The organism is Escherichia sp. S10b (genome assembly GCF_028421345.1).
Lineage (GTDB): Bacteria > Pseudomonadota > Gammaproteobacteria > Enterobacterales > Enterobacteriaceae > ECMA0423.
This window is the reverse complement of the sequence record NZ_JAHZSO010000156.1, coordinates 16,036-36,611: the sequence shown is the minus strand read 5'-3', so window position 1 is coordinate 36,611 and position 20,576 is coordinate 16,036. Positions and strand designations below refer to the sequence as shown.

Genomic DNA, 20,576 nt, shown 5'->3' with positions numbered 1-20,576 from the left:
TGTCCTGGGTTTAGTGCTGTTCGATCAGTTCATCCAGCTTTTTCTGGCTCGCTTGCAGCGTGCCAGGGAGATCGGCTTTACCCACGGTGACGTTATGCACCATGGAGCTCACCACGCCAGAACCCGTCACATCACCCATGCGGGTAAAGTTTTTATCCCCTACTGCACCAAAGACCTGAATATTTGGCAGTTCACCGATTAGCTGATTCGGTAGTTCACCCAGCGCCTTAATAACGTCGTTGTCTTTCCAGGTGGCGGTAGTGACAACCGCTTTATTCACCGGCAGCGCAGCACCTGGCGACATCATCACCCAGTCGGCAATGTTGTCTGCCTGCTCCATAAAGGTGACAAATTTTTCAGCTGCTTCCGTCTCTTCGGTCTTTTGCCCGGCGGTAATGGTCAGCGAGGTCAACATGCCGTAGACCGCAGAGTTTTTCTCGGTTGGCACCACGAAACCGACGTTTTTCGGGTCGCCTTCTTTAATCACAGCCGGAAGGATATAGGTGGAGTAAATCGCCATCGGCGCGGTGCCGTTCATAAAGGCGTCTTTCACTTCCATGATGTCGTTAGAACCCGGCATAGTGTTGGCAGCAAGGTCGCGGTAATAGGTCAGTGCCTGCATCATCTCTGGTGTATCAAGGGTGATGTTGCCTTCGGCGTTAAAGACGTTAGCCTGGTTGGATAACGCAAACTGGGAGAAGGATTGTTCCGTCAACACGCTTTCTGCTGTAGGCAGCGCAATGCCGTATTTTTTATTCGCCGGGTCATTCAGTTTCTGTGCAACGTCCAGCAGCTGTTGCCAGTTTTTCGGCTCCTCAAGCCCCGCTTTTGCCAGCACATCTTTGCGATACCAGATACCGCCAATCCAGGCGCTGACAGGAACACCGGTCCATGCGCTACCATCTTCGGTACGCACAATACGCAGTACGCCATCGTAAAACGCGCCTTCACCAACGTTGCTGATGACTGTGGCAACCGCTTTGCGATCAATAAGCTGCTCTTTGTCCATCACTTTGGCGTAGTCATGGCTGGTTTCGATCACTTCCGGCAGCGAACCGCTACGTGAAAGAGTAATGACTTTAGTGTTATAGGCATCTTCTTCCACGGGCACTTGCTTAACGGTGATGCCAGGGTTTTCTTTTTCAAAACGGGCAATCAATTTACTGATAACGGCCTGGCGCTCCTGCTCCACCGAAGAATGCATAAATTCGATGGATACATTCGTTTTATTTTCTTCTTTACAGCCTGAAATCAGGGCGCAGGAAACCAGTGCTGATAACAGCACGATTTTTGATTTAATCATGAGATGTTCCTTTTTATTTAATCCACATAACCTGCCAGGGGCGCAGCGTTATTTCATTACCCAATATATCAACTTCACTAATCAGATCCCGACCATGCAGATTAGTAATATTTACATGCTGAATATTTTTACTGACATTAAACAATCCAGTCAGACAATTACCATCAGCGTTACTTCTTTGAATACGCATTACGGATGAATTAATCGTATCAATGGTAAAATTATTATCCGGATGAAACTCGTTATGGCTGCGACGAAGTGTAATTAAACGCGACAACTCATGATATACCGCATGCCTTAATGTAGCTTCATCGTTCAGTTCTCGGGTTATCTCTTTACTGTGATATTTTTTACGGTTAATCGCACGGTTATATCCGAGTTTTTCGACACCTGCGTAATCATTACGCGAGCCAAGAATACTTTGAATATATATCGCTGGCACACCGGGGAAACTTAACAAAATCGCATGGGCGAGAATAAACCTGGCGCAACGTTCTTCATCGCTACTCTCACGGCGGCTTAACGCATCCATATAGGTCACATTTATTTCATACGGACTGCGTGTACCGTCGGGATTATTTTTCCAGTTTACTAATGCACCTTCCTGCTGTAACGCCTCGACCAGCTCTAATATTTCGCTTTCAGGCAACAAGCCCCGTAGCGGGTTTAGCCCGATGCCATCGTGAGAGGCGAGGAAGTTAAACCAGGTGGTGTTGCTGGAAGGTAGTGTCAGGTTTTGCGCCCACGCACAAAGCGCCTCAACGTTCTGTTTTTGCACCGCATGCAGCACCAGTGGCGGCAGCGAGAACTGGTACACCATATGTGCTTCGTCATCGCCTGCGCCAAAGTAAGCAATGTTGTCTTTATGCGGAACATTGGTCTCGGTAATGATCACTGTACCTGGCGCAACGTTATCAATAATCGACCGTAACAGTTTGATAATCAGATGTGTTTTTCCAGATGGATGCAGCTTGTTCCCGGCTCTTTCCACATAAAGCCAACGGCATCCAGGCGGACATACTCAGCACCTTTCGCAAGGTAACAGAGTAAAACATCCACCATCGCCAGCAACACTTCAGGGCTACGGTAATTCAGGTCAATTTGATCGTCACTAAAGGTGGTCCATAAATGGCGCGTTGAATGATCGCGCATCTGGAATGGCGTTAATAACGGTAACGCACGCGGGCGAGTGACGGCGCTGAGATCGGTTTGCGGGTCAACGGCAATAAAAAAATCTTCAAAACCTGGATGCTGTTGTAAATAGTTTTTAAACCATTCACTTTTTGCCGACATATGGTTGCAGACAAAATCAAACATTAAATGACTGCATTCACCGAGTTGCTGAATATCCTGCCACTCCCCCGCTTCACTGGCGACCTGATGATAATCAATTACCGAAAAGCCATCATCAGATGACCATGGATAAAACGGCAACAAATGAACATGTGAAAAAATGCTTTGCAGCCATTGATGGTAAAACTGATTAAATGTGGGTAATGGTTTTAAATCATTGCTGTGAAATTGATCGGCATAGGTAATTAACACGACATCACTTTCATCCCAGTGTTTTTTACGTCGCTGTGTAATTAATCGTTTCGCACTCTCAAGACGCGTTACAAGTTTCTGTAAATGAGTTGCGGTAAATGTTCCACCGTAGATTTCGTCCAGGTAATCCGTAATTTTCTGTTTCATGTTGCCTTTCCGTGGTAGCGGTCCCATGAAACGAGAGACTACTCCGCAGAAAATAAACTGTCAATTGAGCACAAGGGTTTTAGTCACGCAGAAAAACATTTTTTACCAGGGAAAAAGCGTATTTGTGAGCTGACGCAAATAATCTATGGGGATGTAAATAAGGTGTGACAGAAAAAAAAACGGCGCATAAGCGCCGCTCATGGTGAATTCTTTTAACCTTTGACCTTCGGCATTGCGATGTCTTTCAGGCCACCGGCGTTCTCAACGTGGGTATATCCCATCTCGCTAAGGATCTCTTTTGCTTGCCCTGACTGGCGTCCGGCATTGCAATACACTTTCACGGTGTCGTTTTTATCCGGAACGGCGGTGGCAATGCGCTCTTTCACTTCCTTCAGGGGAATATTGATGGCCCCCTGAACGTGCTCTTGCTGATACTGCTCTGGAACACGAACATCGATCCAGTGTTCAGCGGCGAAAACGGGCAGTGAAAACACCAGTGCCAGAGCAAGTAAGCCTTTTTTAAACATGTAAGCGTCCTTCTATGGATGAAAATTGCCATCCATTATACGCCTGAGATTTAACAATTTTTGCGAAACTCCCCTCACCTTTTATAACGCTGTGCCAGTTTATTAGCAGCCCGACTTAACAGCGGTTCCAGCGCCACAGCCAGCAACATTTTCAGCGGTCGGCGAGCAACTGATTTTATCGCCCAGCCCGCCACACCCGCCGGGCCATAGCGCAGTGCGGTAAGAAGTACCAGCTTGCCTGCTAATTTGAAACCAGGCTTTACCTTTTGCCCGGCCTGTTGCCAGCGAGTATTCATAACTTTCCTCACAGTTGACGGAAACGGCTACGTAACGTGAAAGTATCGGAAGTGACATAACGTTCCATCTCGCGTAAACGCGTTTCACTTGCCGCCAGTTCACGGTCGACTTCATCCAGCAATTCGCTGCTGGAAGGTAGCTGCTCACCAAAGGCCATGTTGTCCGGCATTGGATCAAGCGCAAATGACAAAATGATGTAAGCAACCAGGGTAAACAGCGCCAGACCGAAGAAAATCGACAGCACCACCAGGATACGCACCAGTTTTACCGGTACATCAAAATAGTTGGCAATCCCGGCGCAGACGCCGCGGACCATGCCCTGCTGTGGAATACGCCATAATTTTTTATTGAGATTAATGCCCGCCATTAGCGATCCCTCCAGTTCGGATGTTCTGCATCAAGAATAGATTCCAGCGCCTGAATACGTTCGCGCATCCGTTTTGCTTCATCAGCCAGTTGCGCTAATCGCTGCTGCTCACTTTGCAACAATTCACTGCGACCAGAACGATTGCTGTAATGCAGCCATAACCAGATCGGTAAAACAAACAGCACAAAAATGGTTAACGGAATAGCCAGAAATAGCGCGCTCATAAGTACTCCTTAGACGATGAGCGGCGGCGCGTTCGGACGCCGCCTGGATGTTATTATTGATTGTCTTGCTTCATTTTGGCTTTTAATTGTGCCAGTTGTTCGCTGATTGCATCATCGGCTTTCAGTTCGGCAAACTGATCGTCCAGCGATTTTTGTTTACCGAAGCTGTGGCTTTCTGCTTCCGCTTCCATCTGGTCAATACGACGTTCGAAAGATTCGAAACGAGCCATTGCTTCATCCAGTTTGCCACTGTCCAGCTGACGACGCACATCGCGCGACGAGTTTGCCGCCTGATGACGTAACATCAATGCCTGCTGGCGAGCGCGTGTTTCGCTCAATTTGTTTTCCAGCTCGCCAATCTCTTTCTTCATGCGTGCCAGCGTATCGTCCACCAGCGTCACTTCATGTTCCAGGGACTTAATCAGATCGGTCAGTTTCTGTTTTTCAATTAACGCTGCACGTGCCAGATCCTCTCTCTCTTTCAGCAGCGCCAGTTCGGCTTTTTCCTGCCATTCAACTTCACGCGCCGACGCTTGTTCAATACGGCGAGTCAGCTGTTTCTTTTCTGCCAACGCGCGCGCCGAAGTAGAACGTACTTCAACCAGTGTATCTTCCATCTCCTGGATCATCAGACGAACCAGTTTCTGTGGATCTTCCGCTTTCTCTAACAGAGCGTTGATGTTGGCATTCACGATGTCGGCAAAGCGAGAAAAAATACCCATAATGTTGTCCTCTTGATTTCTGCGTTCAGGATTGTCCTGCTGAACTGTTAATACAATTTGCGTGCCAATTTTTTATCTTTTTGATTTATAAAGATCTGATTGAAGAATCAACAGCAACATGCCAGGATGAGTTAGCGAATTACACTAACAAGTGGCGAATTTCATCATGGCAGAATACAAAGATAATTTACTTGGTGAGGCGAACAGCTTTCTCGAAGTGCTGGAACAGGTTTCGCATCTCGCACCGCTGGACAAACCGGTGCTCATCATCGGCGAACGCGGCACCGGTAAAGAGCTGATTGCCAGCCGCCTGCATTATCTCTCCTCCCGTTGGCAAGGGCCGTTTATTTCCCTTAACTGCGCGGCGTTAAATGAAAATCTGCTGGATTCCGAACTGTTTGGTCACGAAGCGGGGGCGTTTACCGGTGCGCAAAAACGTCATCCAGGGAGATTTGAACGTGCCGACGGCGGTACGCTATTTCTTGATGAACTCGCTACGGCACCGATGATGGTGCAGGAGAAATTATTGCGCGTGATTGAGTACGGTGAACTGGAGCGCGTTGGCGGCAGCCAGCCATTGCAGGTGAATGTGCGGTTGGTATGCGCGACGAATGCCGATCTCCCGGCGATGGTCAATGAAGGCACTTTTCGCGCTGACCTGCTCGACCGACTGGCTTTTGATGTTGTACAACTGCCACCACTGCGCGAGCGCGAAAGCGACATAATGTTGATGGCAGAACACTTTGCCATCCAGATGTGTCGGGAAATCAAGCTGCCTCTGTTCCCGGGGTTTACGGAGCGCGCCAGAGAAACATTGCTGAATTATCGTTGGCCGGGAAATATTCGTGAATTGAAAAACGTGGTGGAACGTTCAGTGTATCGCCACGGCACCAGCGATTATCCGCTTGATGACATCATTATTGATCCCTTTAAACGGCGTCCGCCTGAAGACGCTATCGCCGTTTCAGAAACCACCTCGCTTCCAACACTGCCGCTGGATTTACGTGAGTTTCAGATGCAGCAGGAAAAAGAGTTGCTGCAACTCAGTTTGCAACAAGGGAAATATAACCAGAAGCGCGCGGCTGAATTACTGGGGTTAACTTATCATCAGTTCCGCGCGTTGTTGAAAAAGCACCAGATTTAGCGAAGTTGAGCAATACAACTTGCAGGATGCGGCGTGAATGCTTTATTCGGCATACATAATCAATACGTCGTTTGCAGGCCTGATAAGCGCAGCGCATCAGACATTATTGCGTTGGGCTATTAATCGCTCAGCGCATCCTGCAAAATTTTCATTGCCGCATCGAATTGCACATCCGGGATGGTCAGCGGATACAGGAAGCGAATCACGTTGCCGTATGCGCCACAGGTCAGCAGGAGCAGCCCCTGCGCCAGCGCGCGTTGCTGGATTTTCTGTGCAATCGCCGCTGACGGCTTGCCCGTTTGCGGATCGTTAAACTCTGCCGCAATCATCGACCCCAGGCCGCGTACCGCAGCAATGGCCGGAACGCTTTCTTTGGCATCAATCAACGTGTTTTTGAGACGCTGGCCCAGTTGATTCGCGCGTTCGCAGAGTGATTCTTTGTCGATAATATTGAGCACCGCGTGCGCGGCAGCCACCGCCAGCGGGTTCCCGGCGTAGGTGCCACCCAACCCGCCCGGCGCGGGCGCGTCCATAATATTCGCGTTACCGACCACGCCCGAAAGCGGCATCCCGCCCGCGAGGCTTTTCGCCATCGTCATTAAGTCCGGCTTATCGGCGTAATGATCCATGGCAAACAGTTTACCGGTACGCGCAAAGCCGCTTTGCACTTCATCGGCAATCATCACAATACCGTGCTCGTCGCACAGGCGGCGAATGGCGGCAACCAGCTCTTTTGGCGCAACGTTGAAACCGCCCTCGCCCTGCACCGGTTCGAAAATAATGGCCGCGACCTGCTTCGCTTCGATGTCTGATTTAAACAAGCGTTCGATGGCGTCGAGGGAGTCCTGTGTTGAAATGCCGTGTAAATCTGACGGATAAGGTACGTGATACACCGAACCAGGGAACGGGCCGAAGCCGATTTTGTACGGCGCAACTTTTCCGGTCAGCGCCATGGTCATATATGTACGACCGTGGAAGCCACCGCTAAACGCAATCACGCCAGGTCGTCCGGTATGGGCGCGAGCAATTTTCACCGCGTTTTCCACCGCTTCCGCACCGGTAGTGAAGAATGCGGTTTTAGCCTGCCCGCTCACTGGGGCAAGGGCGTTAATTTTCTCCGCCAGCGTGACGTAGCTTTCGTACGGCACAATCTGATACGCCGTGTGGGTAAACTGTTGCAATTGCTGCTCCACCGCCGCGACCAGATCAGGGTGGCGATGCCCGGTATTCAGCACCGCAATGCCTGCGGCGAAATCGATGTATTCGTTGCCCTCTACGTCCTTCAGCGTAGCGTTTTCTGCCGACTGGGCGAAGAAGTTACACATCACGCCAACCCCGCGTGGGGTAGCAGAAAGACGACGCTGATGGAATTCATTGTTACTCATGTTTCACACCTTTTGACTCTTCACTGTTAATCGGAAATTAAACGCCCAGACGATCGCGCAGGCTGTAATAAGCCGCGCCCATCGCGGTAAATGGCACGCGCAGCGTGCGCCCGCCGGGGAACGGGTAATGCGGCAGATTGGCGAAGGCATCGAAACGTTCGGCGTCGCCGCGCAGCAGTTCGGCAATCAGACGCCCGGCAAGATGGGTACAGGTGACGCCGTGGCCGCTGTAGCCCTGCATGTAATAGATGTTGGTATCAAGGCGACCGAACTGCGGCATGCGCGACAAGGTCAGCAGGAAGTTGCCCGTCCAGCGGTAATCAATTTTCACGCCCTTCAGCTGCGGGAAAGTTTTCAGCAGTTTCGGCACCACAAGGCGCTCAACGTCATCCGGGTCGCGCGCGCCGTAGACCACGCCGCCGCCGTACAGCAGGCGGTTGTCGGCGGTAAGACGGTAGTAATCAAGCAGATAGTTACAGTCTTCCACACAGTAGTTTTTCGGGATCAGCGAACGGGCTAAATCTTCCGACAGCCGTTCGGTGGTGATCACCTGCGTGCCGCACGGCATGCTGCGTTTCGCCAGTTCCGGCTCTACTTTATCGCCCAGATACGCATTCCCGGCGACAATCACATACTTCGCCGTCACCTGACCTTTGGCAGTTCGCACAACGGCTGGCGTGGTGTGCTGGATCTGCGTCACGGCAGAAAGTTCATACACGCGCCCGCCGTTGAGGCGGATGGCGTCGGCTTCACCAATGGCGAGGTTCAACGGGTGAATATGCCCGCCGCTGTGATCAAGCAGCGCGCCGGTATAGCGATCGCTGGCGACCTCGCGGCGAATGGCGTTGGCGTCCAGCAGTTCCAGCTGTTTATTGCCGTAGCGTTCCCAGTTCTCTTTCTGCTCTTCAAGTGTGGCGAGTTGTTTATCATTCATCGCCACAAACAGGCCGCCGGGGCGGTAGTCGCAGTCAATCTGATAACGTTTGATACGTTCGCGGATGATCTCGCCGCCTTCAAACATCATGCTGCCGAGCATACGGGCGGTATCCATGCCGTAGCTTTTTTCGATAACGTCGATGTCGCGGCTGTAGGAGTTCACAAGCTGCCCGCCGTTGCGCCCGCTGGCACCAAAGCCGATGCGTGAGGCTTCGAGAACCACTACGTCAAAGCCCGCTTCCGCCAGATGCAACGCGGAGGAAAGCCCGGTATAGCCGCCGCCGACCACGCAAACGTCGCAGGAAATCGACTCATTCAGCGTGTCGAAAGGCGCATATTTATTCGCACTGGCGGCGTAGTAACTGCTGGTATGTTCGGTCATTTCAGGCCTCCAGGCTTATCCAGATGGTTTTCAGTTCAGTGAATTTTTCAAGGGCATGCAGGGATTTGTCTCGACCGTTGCCGCTCTGCTTATAGCCGCCAAACGGCACGGTCATATCGCCATCGTTATAGTTATTGACGAAGACGGAACCGGCTTTCAGGCGACGGCTCATACGGTGGGCGCGGGAGAGATCGCGCGTCCACACCGCCGCGCCGAGGCCATACTGGCTGTCATTGGCAAGCTGTAGCGCCTGATCTTCTGATGTGAAACGGGTGACCACCAGCACCGGGCCGAAAATCTCTTCGCGGCTTAAGGACGCATTGGGGTCCACATCCACAAAGATGGTCGGGCCGATGGCCGCAGCCAGCTTTGCGTTACGACCATCCAGCAGTAGTTGCCCTTTGCCTTCGCCTTCACGAATAAAGCCATGCACCGAGTCAGCGTGAGCGCTGTCGATTAAGGTGCCCATGGTAGTTGCGGGGTCAAGCGGATGGCCCGGCTGCCAGTTTTGCGCCTGCTGTTTTAACAGGGCTAAGAATTCATCGGCGATGCTCTCTTCCAGCAACAGGCGCGTTCCGGCGATACACACCTGCCCCTGGTTGTAGAAAATGCCCGCAGCGGTGGCGCTCGCCGCTTTTTGCAGATCCGGACAATCGGCGAAAACGATGTTGGCGCTTTTGCCGCCCGCTTCCAGCCAGACGCGTTTCATGTTGCTGTCGCCCGCATCTTTCAGCAGCTGTTTCCCGGTACGGGTCGAGCCGGTGAAGGCGATGGCGTCGATATCGTCATGGCGTGACAGCGCCTGCCCCGCTTCATGACCAAAACCCGTCACCACGTTCAACACACCATCCGGCAAGCCTGCTTCTTTCGCCAACCCGGCGAGACGAATCGCACTGAGCGGTGATTTTTCAGACGGTTTCAGAACAACGCTGTTCCCTGCTGCCAGCGCCGGGCCAAGCTTCCAGCAGGTCAGCAGCAGCGGGAAGTTCCACGGTACAATGGCGGCAATCACACCGACCGGTTCACGCACGATCATCGCCAGCTCATGGCTACTGGTGGTCGCCACTTCGCCATACACTTTGTCGATTGCTTCGGCGTACCAGCGAATGGCGCGCGCCGCGCCGGGAATATCATCACGCAGGCTGTGTCGAATCGGTTTACCGGTGTCGAGGGTTTCCAGCAGCGCCAGTTCTTCGGCGTGGGCTTCCATTAAATCGGCGAGTTTATTCAGCACCGCTTTACGTTTAGCCGGAGAAGAGAGTGACCAGTCGCCGCGTTCAAATACGCCGCGTGCTGCGCTCACCGCACGGTCGATATCGACGCTCTTGCCGCGGGCAATTTTCGCCAGCGGTGCCTGGGTGACCGGATCAACGGTTTCAAAGGTTTCATTTTCCGCCGCAGCAGTATATTCACCGTTAATAAATAAGCGGGTTTCAATGGCGAGACTTAACGCTTTATCCTGCCAGTAAGCCAGATGATGAAAATTCATTATGACTCCTGTTTCACGTCTATCAGATATATGCAGTTTGTGAACGTCAGGGCGCAGAGATCCCCGGGCCGTATGCCCGTTTATTTCTGGCGACATTCTTTATATACACTTCATCCTTCAAGCCGCCTCTGCCTTGGCTGCGTTCGCTCCCCCGAATCACTTACCTGAGTAAACTCATCGGGATTCGCTCACTTGCCGCCTTGATGCAACTTGAATGATTTTGTGTATAGATTGCCGGGCGCATTGCGCTTACCCGGCTTACAGAACAAAAAGATTAAAACGTGGTGGGCGTATGGGCGCTGATAATTCGGCAAATACCTGCCGACGTATTACTGAAACTGTGCGGGATGCCGGTATTAATGGCATAACTTTGCCCCGCGACGAGGTGGTAATCCTGACCATTAATCGTCAGAACAATTTCACCTTCCAGTACTGTGCCTATTTCCTCACCCTGATGCTTAATTCTTTCCCCAGTGGTTGTGCCCGGCTGGTACGTTTCAAAGATCATCGCCAGCGTGCGATTCGGGTTACCGTTATGAACCAGCTTCATTGACACACCCTGACTGCCCATCTCAATTAAGTCGTCCTGATTAATGACGACCTGCGGCTCATCAGGTTTTTCCGGCTCGGAAAAGAATTCCGAGAGTGACAGACCATACACCTTCAGCAGCTTTTGCAGCGTACTGATGGCAGGGCTGACTTTATCTTGTTCTATCGTACTGATAGCACTGTGAGTCAGCCCGGAGAGTTCGGCGGCACGACGTTGTGAAAGCCCCTGCTGCTGGCGGATTTCCGACAAGCGTTTTCCTGGCGCCAGTCCCTCATCACTCATATTTGCATTTCCTTAAACTGTAGTGGTCAGAGTCGCTGTTTTTCAGCGATATGGTGCTGACAAGCGGTGATAAAGCCCTCGAACAATATACGCGAAAGCGCGTACTCGCTACTGTTCCATTCCGGGTGCCACTGTACGCCCAGCGCAAAAGGATGATTGATGACGCTAACCGCCTCAACTAAGCCATCCGGCGAGCGAGCTTCAACACGCAACCGTGGGCTAACGACCTTCGCCCCTTGCCCATGCAGAGAGTTTACCCAAAAGTTGCTACATTCAGGTAACAACGCAGACAGTAATCCCCCCTCTTCAACCTGAACTTCATGCGACGGTGCATATTGCTGTTCCACCGGCAGTTCGGGATCTTCCCGATGTTCCAGCAATTCAGGCTGTTCGCACAGCTTGCGATGCAACGAACCACCGGTTGCCACCACCAGTTCCTGTAAACCCCGGCAGATGGCGAAAATGGGGATGCGCCTTTCGAGTGCGGCATTAATTAACGCCATGCTCAGAAGATCACGCCCGGGATCGGCGTCAGGCTCATCGCCGTTTTCACCATATAGGTGCGGCTGCACATTGCTGGGACTACCAGGAAGATAAATGCCATCGAGTTTCGGCAAAAGTTGTTCAAGTAATGACGGTTCCGCCAGCGCATGTGGTAGCGCAATTGGCAAGCCGCCTGCGTGGATGATGGCATTCAGGTACTTTTCTTGCAGAGTCTGGGTCGCATGACCCTTAAGCCTGTTCCTGCACATTACGACACCGATAACCGGATTGTTCATTATATTTTCCATGCTCAATCTCACAAAGTGGACTAAATTATCGCCATTACTGCGGTTTAAATGACCTTTATGTTCAATATTTTTTCAATCTAGCAGTGGGTTTTCATTTTTGCAAACTCAATTTAACATTTGACAAACATTTAGTTTGCATACAGATTCGAATGGTGGTCATTATATTTTACGCTTTGATAACGAGCGGAAAACAAACCAAAGGCGAAGAATCATGGAAACCAATATCGTTGAAGTAGAGAACTTTGTTCAGCAGTCAGAAGAGAGGCGGGGTAGCGCCTTTACGCAGGAAGTGAAACGCTACCTGGAGCGCTACCCGAATACGCAATATGTTGATGTTTTACTTACTGATTTGAATGGTTGCTTCCGTGGAAAACGTATCCCTGTTTCAAGCCTGAAGAAGTTGGAGAAAGGGTGTTATTTCCCGGCCTCGGTGTTTGCAATGGATATTCTGGGCAACGTAGTAGAAGAAGCGGGTCTGGGTCAGGAAATGGGCGAGCCGGATCGTACTTGTGTTCCTGTTCTCGGTTCCTTAACCCCTTCTGCCGCCGATCCAGAGTTTATCGGTCAGATGCTCCTGACCATGGTCGATGAAGATGGCGCTCCCTTTGACGTTGAGCCGCGGAACGTTCTTAACCGCCTGTGGCAGCAGCTACGCCAGCGCGGATTGTTCCCGGTTGTAGCGGTAGAGCTGGAGTTCTATTTACTGGATCGTCAGCGCGACGCTGAAGGGTATCTGCAACCGCCCTGCGCGCCCGGCACCGATGACCGCAATACACAAAGCCAGGTTTACTCCGTTGATAACCTCAACCACTTCGCCGATGTGCTCAATGATATTGATGAACTGGCGCAGTTACAGTTAATTCCCGCCGACGGTGCGGTCGCCGAAGCCTCGCCGGGTCAGTTTGAAATCAACCTTTACCATACCGATAACGTGCTGGAAGCCTGCGATGATGCGCTGGCGCTAAAACGCCTGGTGCGTCTGATGGCAGAAAAGCATAAGATGCACGCCACTTTTATGGCGAAGCCGTATGAAGAGCACGCGGGCAGCGGAATGCATATCCATATCAGTATGCAAAATAACCGTGGCGAGAACGTGCTTTCTGACGCGGAAGGCGAAGATTCGCCGCTGCTGAAAAAGATGCTCGCCGGGATGATTGACCTGATGCCGTCATCAATGGCGTTGCTGGCACCAAACGTGAACTCGTATCGCCGCTTCCAGCCGGGAATGTATGTGCCGACGCAGGCGTCGTGGGGCCATAACAACCGCACCGTCGCCCTGCGTATTCCGTGCGGCGACCGTCATAATCACCGCGTGGAATATCGCGTGGCGGGTGCCGATGCCAACCCATATCTGGTGATGGCAGCGATTTTTGCCGGTATTTTGCATGGCCTTGATAACGAGCTGCCGTTGCAGGAAGAAGTCGAAGGCAACGGGCTGGAACAGGAAGGCTTACCCTTCCCGATTCGCCAGAGCGATGCCCTGGGTGAGTTTATCGAGAATGATCACCTGCGCCGCTATTTAGGCGAACGGTTTTGCCATGTGTATCACGCCTGTAAAAATGATGAGCTGTTGCAGTTTGAGCGCCTCATCACAGAAACAGAAATTGAGTGGATGTTGAAAAACGCGTAATTCCCCATGCGGGGTTGTTTCATCGGCCTGAGCGGAGCCAGGCCTGACATTTGCTGGTAATCCAGACATTTCCCGGATGTCGCGTTATGGAGCGCAGGCGGCAACGGGCTTCCGTTAACGATTAAGACTGTGACGAGGAAATGAGATGATGCCGATGATTAAATCCCCGCATGGCGAGGGTGGCTGCGTATGCGCCCCTCCTGCTACTGACTGGACTCCGCCCCCTTTGCTTCCCTTGCTAAACAGGTTTGATTTCAGGTTGACACGACCGCAAACCTTATTACGCAGGGGAGGCAGCAATTATGGCTATTAATTCACCACTGAATATTGCTGCGCAACCCGGCAAAACCCGTCTGCGAAAATCACTGAAATTGTGGCAGGTGGTAATGATGGGTCTGGCCTATCTCACGCCGATGACCGTATTTGATACTTTTGGTATTGTCTCCGGCATTAGCGACGGTCACGTTCCGGCGTCCTATTTGCTGGCGCTGGCGGGCGTGCTGTTTACCGCTATCAGCTACGGCAAACTGGTTCGCCAGTTTCCGGAGGCCGGTTCGGCCTATACCTACGCGCAAAAGTCGATTAATCCGCACGTCGGATTTATGGTCGGCTGGTCATCACTGCTGGATTATCTCTTTTTGCCAATGATCAACGTTTTGTTGGCGAAAATCTATCTCTCCGCCCTCTTCCCGGAAGTGCCGCCGTGGGTGTGGGTGGTAACCTTCGTCGCCATTTTAACCGCCGCGAATCTGAAGAGCGTCAACCTGGTCGCTAACTTCAATACCCTGTTTGTACTGGTGCAAATCTCCATCATGGTGGTGTTTATCTTCCTGGTGGTTCAGGGACTGCATAAAGGAGAAGGCGTTGGCACCGTCTGGTCACTTCAGCCGTTTATCAGCGAGAACGCGCACCTGATCCCGATTATTACCGGTGCGACGATTGTCTGTTTCTCGTTCCTCGGTTTCGATGCGGTGACCACGCTTTCGGAAGAGACGCCGGACGCCGCACGCGTGATCCCGAAAGCCATCTTCCTGACGGCGGTATACGGCGGCGTTATCTTTATCGCGGCGTCGTTCTTTATGCAGCTGTTCTTTCCCGATATCAGCCGCTTTAAAGACCCGGACGCCGCACTGCCTGAAATTGCGCTGTACGTCGGCGGTAAGCTGTTCCAGTCGATTTTCCTTTGCACCACGTTTGTGAACACGTTAGCGTCTGGCCTGGCCTCACATGCCAGCGTGTCACGTCTGCTGTATGTGATGGGGCGCGACAATGTGTTTCCGGAGCGCGTGTTTGGCTATGTGCATCCGAAATGGCGGACTCCGGCACTGAACGTCATTATGGTCGGGATTGTCGCGATGTCGGCGCTGTTCTTCGATTTAGTTACCGCCACAGCGTTAATTAACTTCGGCGCGTTGGTAGCGTTTACCTTCGTTAACCTGTCGGTGTTCAACCACTTCTGGCGGCGCAAAGGAATGAATAAAAGCTGGAAGGAACACTTCCACTATTTATTAATGCCGCTGGTTGGCGCGCTGACGGTGGGCGTGCTGTGGATTAACCTCGAAGCCACCTCGCTGACGCTGGGTCTGGTATGGGCTTCGTTAGGCGGCGCATATTTGTGGTATCTGATCCGCCGCTATCGCAAAGTGCCGCTGTACGAAGGTGACAGAACGCCAGTGAGCGAAACGTAATAGTCGGATGCGCGCCGCATTATCCAGCCTGAGGGTAATGCGCCGCGCCATTAACTATAAAAAGATGTATGACCCGGATCACGAGTGCTATCATCCGCCCTTATGCTTAGCGCATTAACCCCAGGGGCAAATAATGAACCACGATATCCCGCTAAAATATTTTGATATTGCCGATGAGTACGCGACCGAATGCGCAGAGCCTGTCGCAGACGCTGAACGCACACCGCTGGCCCACTACTTCCAGTTACTGCTCACCCGTTTGATGAACAATGAAGAGATCAGCGAAGAAGCCCAACATGAAATGGCTGCTGAAGCGGGGATTAATCCCGTACGCATTGATGAGATCGCAGAGTTTTTGAATCAATGGGGTAATGAGTAATTATTTAATTGCAGACGATCGGTCAGTATCGTTGTCCGGATAAAGCGTTCACGCCGCATCCGGCTAACAATGACACGCACTGCAGCGTGCTTTAATGGGTTTCTCACGATCGTACCGCTCTGCTCCTCGCTAAGTTGTTCTGTGAGTTATAGTTATAGAGAAATCACGGGTACGAATGTTGAACAGATGGCGACGCCACCTGTTCAACGACCAACCACACGGCCCTCATTACGCCCCCTGAACACAAACGGTAATGGCAAATGTCATTAAATATTAGTAAGATAGCCTCTTTACATAAAATCCCTTAATATTATGCGCCAGGTATTATCGTCTCTTTTGGTGATTGCTGGACTTGTGAGTGGTCAGGCAATCGCCGCGCCTGAATCCCCCCCGCATGCTGATATCCGCGACAGCGGTTTTGTCTATTGCGTCAGCGGGCAAGTCAACACCTTTAACCCATCCAAAGCGAGCAGTGGGTTAATTGTTGATACCCTTGCCGCCCAGTTTTATGATCGACTGCTGGATGTCGATCCCTATACCTATCGCCTGATGCCGGAACTTGCCGAAAGCTGGGAAGTACTCGACAACGGCGCGACCTATCGCTTCCACCTGCGTCGCGATGTTCCGTTTCAAAAAACCGACTGGTTTACTCCCACTCGTAAAATGAATGCCGACGATGTGGTGTTTACCTTCCAGCGAATTTTTGACCGCAACAACCCGTGGCATAACGTCAACGGCAGCAACTTCCCCTACTTCGACAGCCTGCAATTTGCCGATAACGTGAAAAGCGTCCGCAAACTGGATAATCATACCGTTGAGTTCCGACTCGCCCAGCCGGATGCTTCTTTTTTGTGGCACCTCGCAACCCATTATGCTTCGGTCATGTCGGCAGAATATGCCCGGAAGTTAGAGAAAGAAGATCGCCAGGAGCAACTCGACCGTCAACCGGTCGGCACCGGTCCGTATCAGTTGTCGGAATACCGCGCCGGGCAATTTATTCGCCTACAACGTCATGATGACTTCTGGCGCGGTAAACCGTTAATGCCGCAGGTAGTGGTGGATTTAGGCTCCGGCGGCACCGGACGTCTGTCGAAACTCCTGACCGGGGAATGCGACGTTCTGGCCTGGCCTGCTGCCAGCCAGCTATCCATTTTGCGTGACGACCCGCGCTTGCGTTTAACGCTGCGTCCTGGGATGAACGTCGCCTATCTGGCATTTAACACCGCCAAACCGCCGCTAAATAATCCCGCTGTCCGCCATGCACTGGCACTGGCGATTAATAACCAGCGCCTGATGCAATCCATCTATTATGGTACGGCTGAAACGGCGGCCTCTATTTTACCGCGCGCCTCGTGGGCCTATGACAACGAGGCTAAAATTACTGAATACAATCCGGCGAAATCGCGCGAACAGTTGAAGGCGTTGGGGCTGGAAAACTTAACGCTGAAACTGTGGGTGCCCACACGTTCGCAGGCGTGGAACCCCAGTCCACTGAAAACTGCCGAACTGATTCAGGCGGATATGGCGCAGGTTGGCGTAAAAGTGGTGATTGTGCCGGTAGAAGGTCGCTTTCAGGAGGCGCGGTTGATGGATATGAGCCATGATCTGACGTTATCCGGTTGGGCGACGGACAGTAACGACCCGGACAGTTTCTTCCGTCCGTTACTGAGCTGCGCGGCAATTCATTCACAGACCAACCTCGCCCACTGGTGCGATCCGAAATTCGACAGCGTGTTGCGTAAGGCGCTCTCCTCGCAGCAGCTGGCAGCGCGTATTGAAGCCTATGACGAAGCGCAGAGTATTCTGGCGCAGGAATTACCTATTCTGCCGCTGGCGTCGTCATTGCGTTTGCAGGCCTATCGGTACGATATCAAAGGTCTGGTACTTAGCCCGTTTGGTAACGCCTCCTTTGCTGGGGTGTATCGCGAGAAACAGGATGAGGTGAAAAAACCATGATTATCTTCACCTTACGCCGCATTTTGTTATTGATTGTCACCTTGTTCCTGCTGACCTTCGTTGGCTTCAGTTTGAGCTATTTCACTCCACACGCGCCGTTACAAGGCGCGTCACTGTGGAATGCCTGGGTGTTCTGGTTTAACGGCCTGATCCACTGGGATTTTGGTGTTTCCAGCATTAACGGTCAACCGATTGCCGAACAGTTAAAAGAGGTCTTCCCTGCGACGATGGAACTGTGCATCCTCGCCTTCGGTTTTGCGCTGATTGTTGGCATCCCCGTGGGGATGATTGCCGGGATTACGCGCCATAAGTGGCAGGATAACTTGATCAACGCCATCGCCTTGCTGGGCTTTTCAATCCCGGTGTTCTGGCTGGCGCTTCTGTTGACGCTGTTTTGTTCACTCACGCTAGGTTGGTTGCCCGTTTCAGGGCGTTTCGATCTGCTGTACGAAGTGAAACCGATTACCGGGTTTGCGTTGATTGATGCCTGGCTTTCGGACTCACCATGGCGGGCTGAAATGATCATGAGCGCAATCCGCCATATGATATTGCCCGTGATCACCCTGTCGGTTGCGCCAACAACTGAAGTGATCCGACTGATGCGTATCAGCACTATCGAAGTGTATGACCAGAACTATGTTAAAGCGGCGGCTACCCGCGGTTTGTCGCGCTTTACTATTTTGCGTCGCCACGTTCTGCATAACGCGTTACCGCCGGTTATTCCTCGCCTGGGCTTACAGTTTTCCACCATGCTGACGCTGGCAATGATCACCGAAATGGTTTTTAGCTGGCCGGGTTTAGGGCGCTGGTTAATTAACGCCATCCGCCAGCAGGATTACGCAGCCATTTCCGCCGGAGTGATGGTGTGTGGCTCACTGGTCATTATTGTTAACGTGATTTCTGATATTTTGGGTGCCATGGCTAACCCTCTGAAACATAAGGAATGGTATGCCTTACGATAGCGTATACAGCGAAAAGCGCCCGCCGGGCACGCTGCGTACCGCCTGGCGCAAATTTTATAGTGACGCCTCTGCGATGGTCGGCCTGTACGGCTGCGCGGGGCTGGCTGTACTGTGTATTTTTGGCGGCTGGTTTGCGCCTTACGGCATCGACCAGCAATTTCTCGGTTACCAATTATTGCCGCCGTCATGGTCGCGCTATGGCGAAGTTTCTTTCTTCCTGGGGACTGACGACCTCGGACGCGATGTTTTAAGCCGTTTACTGAGCGGAGCTGCGCCAACCGTGGGTGGCGCATTTGTGGTGACGCTTGCCGCGACGATCTGTGGCCTGGTACTGGGCACCTTCGCCGGGGCGACGCACGGCCTACGCTCAGCGGTGCTTAACCATATTCTGGATACCTTACTGGCGATCCCTTCGCTGCTGCTGGCAATTATCGTTGTAGCGTTTGCCGGACCGAGTTTGTCCCACGCTATGTTTGCTGTCTGGCTGGCATTGCTGCCGCGTATGGTACGTTCGATTTACAGCATGGTGCATGACGAACTGGAAAAAGAGTACGTTATCGCCGCCCGTCTGGATGGCGCATCAACGCTGAATATTCTCTGGTTTGCTGTGATGCCAAACATCACCGCCGGGCTGATCACCGAGATCACCCGCGCACTGTCGATGGCAATTCTCGATATCGCCGCGCTGGGCTTTCTCGATCTCGGCGCACAACTCCCCTCGCCTGAATGGGGAGCGATGCTCGGTGATGCGCTGGAACTGATTTATGTCGCCCCGTGGACTGTCATGCTGCCAGGTGCGGCAATTATGATTAGCGTGTTGTTGGTTAACCTCCTTGGCGATGGCGTTCGTCGTGCGATTATTGCGGGGGTGGAATAATGCCATTACTCGATATTCGTAACCTGACCATTGAATTTAAAACCGGTGATGAGTGGGTTAAAGCCGTCGACCGGGTAAGTATGACCTTAACCGAAGGTGAAATCCGCGGTCTTGTTGGTGAATCCGGTTCCGGCAAGAGTTTGATTGCGAAAGCGATTTGTGGGGTGAATAAAGATAACTGGCGTGTTACTGCTGACCGTATGCGTTTTGATGATATCGATTTGCTGCGTCTCTCCGCACGCGAACGGCGCAAACTGGTTGGCCATAACGTGTCGATGATTTTCCAGGAACCGCAGTCGTGTCTTGACCCTTCAGAACGTGTGGGTCGCCAGTTGATGCAAAACATCCCAGCCTGGACCTATAAAGGCCGTTGGTGGCAGCGTTTTGGCTGGCGCAAACGCCGTGCCATTGAACTGCTGCACCGCGTGGGGATTAAAGATCACAAAGATGCGATGCGCAGTTTTCCCTATGAGTTGACCGAAGGTGAATGTCAGAAAGTGATGATAGCCATTGCACTGGCGAATCAACCGCGTCTGCTGATTGCTGACGAACCGACCAACTCAATGGAGCCAACAACCCAGGCGCAAATCTTTCGCCTGCTGACGCGTCTCAACCAAAACAGCAATACCACTATTTTGCTTATCAGCCATGACTTACAAATGCTTAGCCAATGGGCGGATAAAATTAACGTGCTTTACTGCGGTCAAACAGTGGAAACCGCGCCGAGTAAGGAGTTGGTGACGATGCCACATCATCCTTATACCCAGGCGCTGATCCGCGCGATACCAGACTTCGGCAGCGCGATGCCGCATAAAAGTCGCCTCAATACGCTGCCCGGCGCTATCCCACTGCTGGAACAGTTACCGATTGGTTGTCGTCTGGGGCCACGTTGCCCGTATGCACAACGAGAATGCATTGTGACGCCACGTTTGACGGGGGCGAAAAATCATCTCTATGCCTGTCATTTCCCGCTGAACATGGAGAAAGAGTGAG

General features: G+C 52.1%; 20 protein-coding genes and 1 pseudogene. 9 read left to right on the top strand and 12 right to left on the bottom strand.

The window, feature by feature from the left end; genetic code table 11:
* Positions 1-10: 10 nt before the first annotated feature.
* The 7 genes and pseudogenes from FTE26_RS09640 to pspA form a co-directional block, all read right to left on the bottom strand.
* Positions 11-1,303 (bottom strand): ABC transporter substrate-binding protein, encoded by a 1,293-nt coding sequence (locus tag FTE26_RS09640; protein WP_000597467.1) that lies wholly within the window; start codon positions 1,301-1,303, stop codon positions 11-13.
* A 13-nt stretch (positions 1,304-1,316) separates the two neighbouring features.
* A pseudogene (gene ycjM, locus FTE26_RS09635) lies at positions 1,317-2,995 on the bottom strand (glucosylglycerate phosphorylase).
* A gap of 212 nt (positions 2,996-3,207) precedes the next feature.
* Positions 3,208-3,522 (bottom strand): thiosulfate sulfurtransferase PspE, encoded by a 315-nt coding sequence (gene pspE, locus FTE26_RS09630; RefSeq protein ID WP_000473109.1) that lies wholly within the window; start codon positions 3,520-3,522, stop codon positions 3,208-3,210.
* A gap of 74 nt (positions 3,523-3,596) precedes the next feature.
* On the bottom strand, positions 3,597-3,818 hold the full coding sequence (gene pspD / locus FTE26_RS09625; protein ID WP_001295585.1) for a phage shock protein PspD: 222 nt from the start codon (positions 3,816-3,818) through the stop codon (positions 3,597-3,599).
* Between the two features lie 8 nt (positions 3,819-3,826).
* On the bottom strand, positions 3,827-4,186 hold the full coding sequence (gene pspC, locus FTE26_RS09620) for an envelope stress response membrane protein PspC (RefSeq protein WP_000907387.1): 360 nt from the start codon (positions 4,184-4,186) through the stop codon (positions 3,827-3,829).
* On the bottom strand, positions 4,186-4,410 hold the full coding sequence (pspB, locus tag FTE26_RS09615; RefSeq protein WP_001274959.1) for an envelope stress response membrane protein PspB: 225 nt from the start codon (positions 4,408-4,410) through the stop codon (positions 4,186-4,188). Before pspB ends, pspC begins: the two co-directional genes overlap by 1 nt.
* Positions 4,411-4,463: 53 nt before the next feature.
* Positions 4,464-5,132 carry a phage shock protein PspA gene (pspA, locus tag FTE26_RS09610; protein WP_000511025.1) on the bottom strand — a complete coding sequence of 223 codons (669 nt, stop codon included), beginning with the start codon at positions 5,130-5,132 and terminating at the stop codon, positions 4,464-4,466.
* 166 nt (positions 5,133-5,298) lie between these two features.
* Here pspA and pspF point away from each other — a divergent pair, with 166 nt between their 5' ends.
* Positions 5,299-6,276, top strand: coding sequence for a phage shock protein operon transcriptional activator (gene pspF / locus FTE26_RS09605; RefSeq protein WP_000852835.1), 978 nt, complete (start codon positions 5,299-5,301; stop codon positions 6,274-6,276).
* Positions 6,277-6,395: 119 nt separating this feature from the next.
* Here the strand turns inward: pspF and puuE are convergent, their stop codons facing one another.
* The 5 genes from puuE to puuD form a co-directional block, all read right to left on the bottom strand.
* Positions 6,396-7,661 (bottom strand): 4-aminobutyrate transaminase, encoded by a 1,266-nt coding sequence (gene puuE, locus FTE26_RS09600; RefSeq protein WP_000069228.1) that lies wholly within the window; start codon positions 7,659-7,661, stop codon positions 6,396-6,398.
* Positions 7,662-7,698: 37 nt separating this feature from the next.
* A complete protein-coding gene (gene puuB / locus FTE26_RS09595; RefSeq protein WP_000134843.1) occupies positions 7,699-8,979 on the bottom strand; it encodes a gamma-glutamylputrescine oxidase in 1,281 nt (426 codons plus the stop codon).
* A gap of 1 nt (position 8,980) precedes the next feature.
* A complete protein-coding gene (gene puuC, locus FTE26_RS09590; protein WP_001009142.1) occupies positions 8,981-10,468 on the bottom strand; it encodes an aldehyde dehydrogenase PuuC in 1,488 nt (495 codons plus the stop codon).
* Between the two features lie 274 nt (positions 10,469-10,742).
* On the bottom strand, positions 10,743-11,300 hold the full coding sequence (gene puuR, locus FTE26_RS09585; RefSeq protein WP_001278727.1) for an HTH-type transcriptional regulator PuuR: 558 nt from the start codon (positions 11,298-11,300) through the stop codon (positions 10,743-10,745).
* A gap of 26 nt (positions 11,301-11,326) precedes the next feature.
* Positions 11,327-12,091, bottom strand: a complete 765-nt coding sequence (gene puuD / locus FTE26_RS09580; protein ID WP_001307158.1) for a gamma-glutamyl-gamma-aminobutyrate hydrolase — start codon at positions 12,089-12,091, stop codon at positions 11,327-11,329.
* Between the two features lie 211 nt (positions 12,092-12,302).
* Between puuD and puuA the strand changes: the two genes are divergently transcribed.
* From puuA to sapD, 8 genes are all read left to right on the top strand, one after another.
* A complete protein-coding gene (gene puuA / locus FTE26_RS09575) occupies positions 12,303-13,721 on the top strand; it encodes a glutamate-putrescine ligase (protein WP_001296746.1) in 1,419 nt (472 codons plus the stop codon).
* A gap of 148 nt (positions 13,722-13,869) precedes the next feature.
* Complete coding sequence (locus FTE26_RS09570) at positions 13,870-14,034, top strand: YmjE family protein (protein WP_122985272.1); 165 nt, start codon at positions 13,870-13,872, stop codon at positions 14,032-14,034.
* Positions 14,024-15,409, top strand: coding sequence for a putrescine/proton symporter PuuP (gene puuP, locus FTE26_RS09565; RefSeq protein WP_000996861.1), 1,386 nt, complete (start codon positions 14,024-14,026; stop codon positions 15,407-15,409). Before FTE26_RS09570 ends, puuP begins: the two co-directional genes overlap by 11 nt.
* 133 nt (positions 15,410-15,542) lie before the next feature.
* On the top strand, positions 15,543-15,788 hold the full coding sequence (locus tag FTE26_RS09560) for a YmjA family protein (RefSeq protein WP_001015099.1): 246 nt from the start codon (positions 15,543-15,545) through the stop codon (positions 15,786-15,788).
* 312 nt (positions 15,789-16,100) lie between these two features.
* On the top strand, positions 16,101-17,744 hold the full coding sequence (sapA, locus tag FTE26_RS09555; protein WP_001250213.1) for an ABC transporter substrate-binding protein SapA: 1,644 nt from the start codon (positions 16,101-16,103) through the stop codon (positions 17,742-17,744).
* Positions 17,741-18,706 carry a putrescine export ABC transporter permease SapB gene (gene sapB, locus FTE26_RS09550; protein ID WP_000583270.1) on the top strand — a complete coding sequence of 322 codons (966 nt, stop codon included), beginning with the start codon at positions 17,741-17,743 and terminating at the stop codon, positions 18,704-18,706. Before sapA ends, sapB begins: the two co-directional genes overlap by 4 nt.
* Positions 18,693-19,583, top strand: a complete 891-nt coding sequence (sapC, locus tag FTE26_RS09545; protein ID WP_001146162.1) for a peptide ABC transporter permease SapC — start codon at positions 18,693-18,695, stop codon at positions 19,581-19,583. The genes sapB and sapC overlap by 14 nt, the downstream gene beginning before the upstream one ends.
* The gene (gene sapD / locus FTE26_RS09540; RefSeq protein ID WP_001128858.1) at positions 19,583-20,575 is read left to right on the top strand and encodes a peptide ABC transporter ATP-binding protein SapD; all 993 of its coding nucleotides are present in this window, start codon (positions 19,583-19,585) and stop codon (positions 20,573-20,575) included. The genes sapC and sapD overlap by 1 nt, the downstream gene beginning before the upstream one ends.
* The last annotated feature ends 1 nt before the right edge of the window (position 20,576 follow it).

Coding starts and splice junctions, on each gene's coding strand:
- FTE26_RS09560 (WP_001015099.1), top strand. CDS start 15,543: ATGAACCACGATATCCCGCTAAAATATTTTGATATTGCCGATGAGTAC.
- puuE (WP_000069228.1), bottom strand. CDS start 7,661: ATGAGTAACAATGAATTCCATCAGCGTCGTCTTTCTGCTACCCCACGC.
- pspE (WP_000473109.1), bottom strand. CDS start 3,522: ATGTTTAAAAAAGGCTTACTTGCTCTGGCACTGGTGTTTTCACTGCCC.
- puuC (WP_001009142.1), bottom strand. CDS start 10,468: ATGAATTTTCATCATCTGGCTTACTGGCAGGATAAAGCGTTAAGTCTC.
- pspC (WP_000907387.1), bottom strand. CDS start 4,186: ATGGCGGGCATTAATCTCAATAAAAAATTATGGCGTATTCCACAGCAG.
- FTE26_RS09640 (WP_000597467.1), bottom strand. CDS start 1,303: ATGATTAAATCAAAAATCGTGCTGTTATCAGCACTGGTTTCCTGCGCC.
- puuA (WP_001296746.1), top strand. CDS start 12,303: ATGGAAACCAATATCGTTGAAGTAGAGAACTTTGTTCAGCAGTCAGAA.
- puuR (WP_001278727.1), bottom strand. CDS start 11,300: ATGAGTGATGAGGGACTGGCGCCAGGAAAACGCTTGTCGGAAATCCGC.
- sapB (WP_000583270.1), top strand. CDS start 17,741: ATGATTATCTTCACCTTACGCCGCATTTTGTTATTGATTGTCACCTTG.
- puuD (WP_001307158.1), bottom strand. CDS start 12,091: ATGGAAAATATAATGAACAATCCGGTTATCGGTGTCGTAATGTGCAGG.
- sapC (WP_001146162.1), top strand. CDS start 18,693: ATGCCTTACGATAGCGTATACAGCGAAAAGCGCCCGCCGGGCACGCTG.
- sapD (WP_001128858.1), top strand. CDS start 19,583: ATGCCATTACTCGATATTCGTAACCTGACCATTGAATTTAAAACCGGT.
- pspF (WP_000852835.1), top strand. CDS start 5,299: ATGGCAGAATACAAAGATAATTTACTTGGTGAGGCGAACAGCTTTCTC.
- pspD (WP_001295585.1), bottom strand. CDS start 3,818: ATGAATACTCGCTGGCAACAGGCCGGGCAAAAGGTAAAGCCTGGTTTC.
- puuP (WP_000996861.1), top strand. CDS start 14,024: ATGGCTATTAATTCACCACTGAATATTGCTGCGCAACCCGGCAAAACC.
- sapA (WP_001250213.1), top strand. CDS start 16,101: ATGCGCCAGGTATTATCGTCTCTTTTGGTGATTGCTGGACTTGTGAGT.
- puuB (WP_000134843.1), bottom strand. CDS start 8,979: ATGACCGAACATACCAGCAGTTACTACGCCGCCAGTGCGAATAAATAT.
- FTE26_RS09570 (WP_122985272.1), top strand. CDS start 13,870: ATGCCGATGATTAAATCCCCGCATGGCGAGGGTGGCTGCGTATGCGCC.
- pspB (WP_001274959.1), bottom strand. CDS start 4,410: ATGAGCGCGCTATTTCTGGCTATTCCGTTAACCATTTTTGTGCTGTTT.
- pspA (WP_000511025.1), bottom strand. CDS start 5,132: ATGGGTATTTTTTCTCGCTTTGCCGACATCGTGAATGCCAACATCAAC.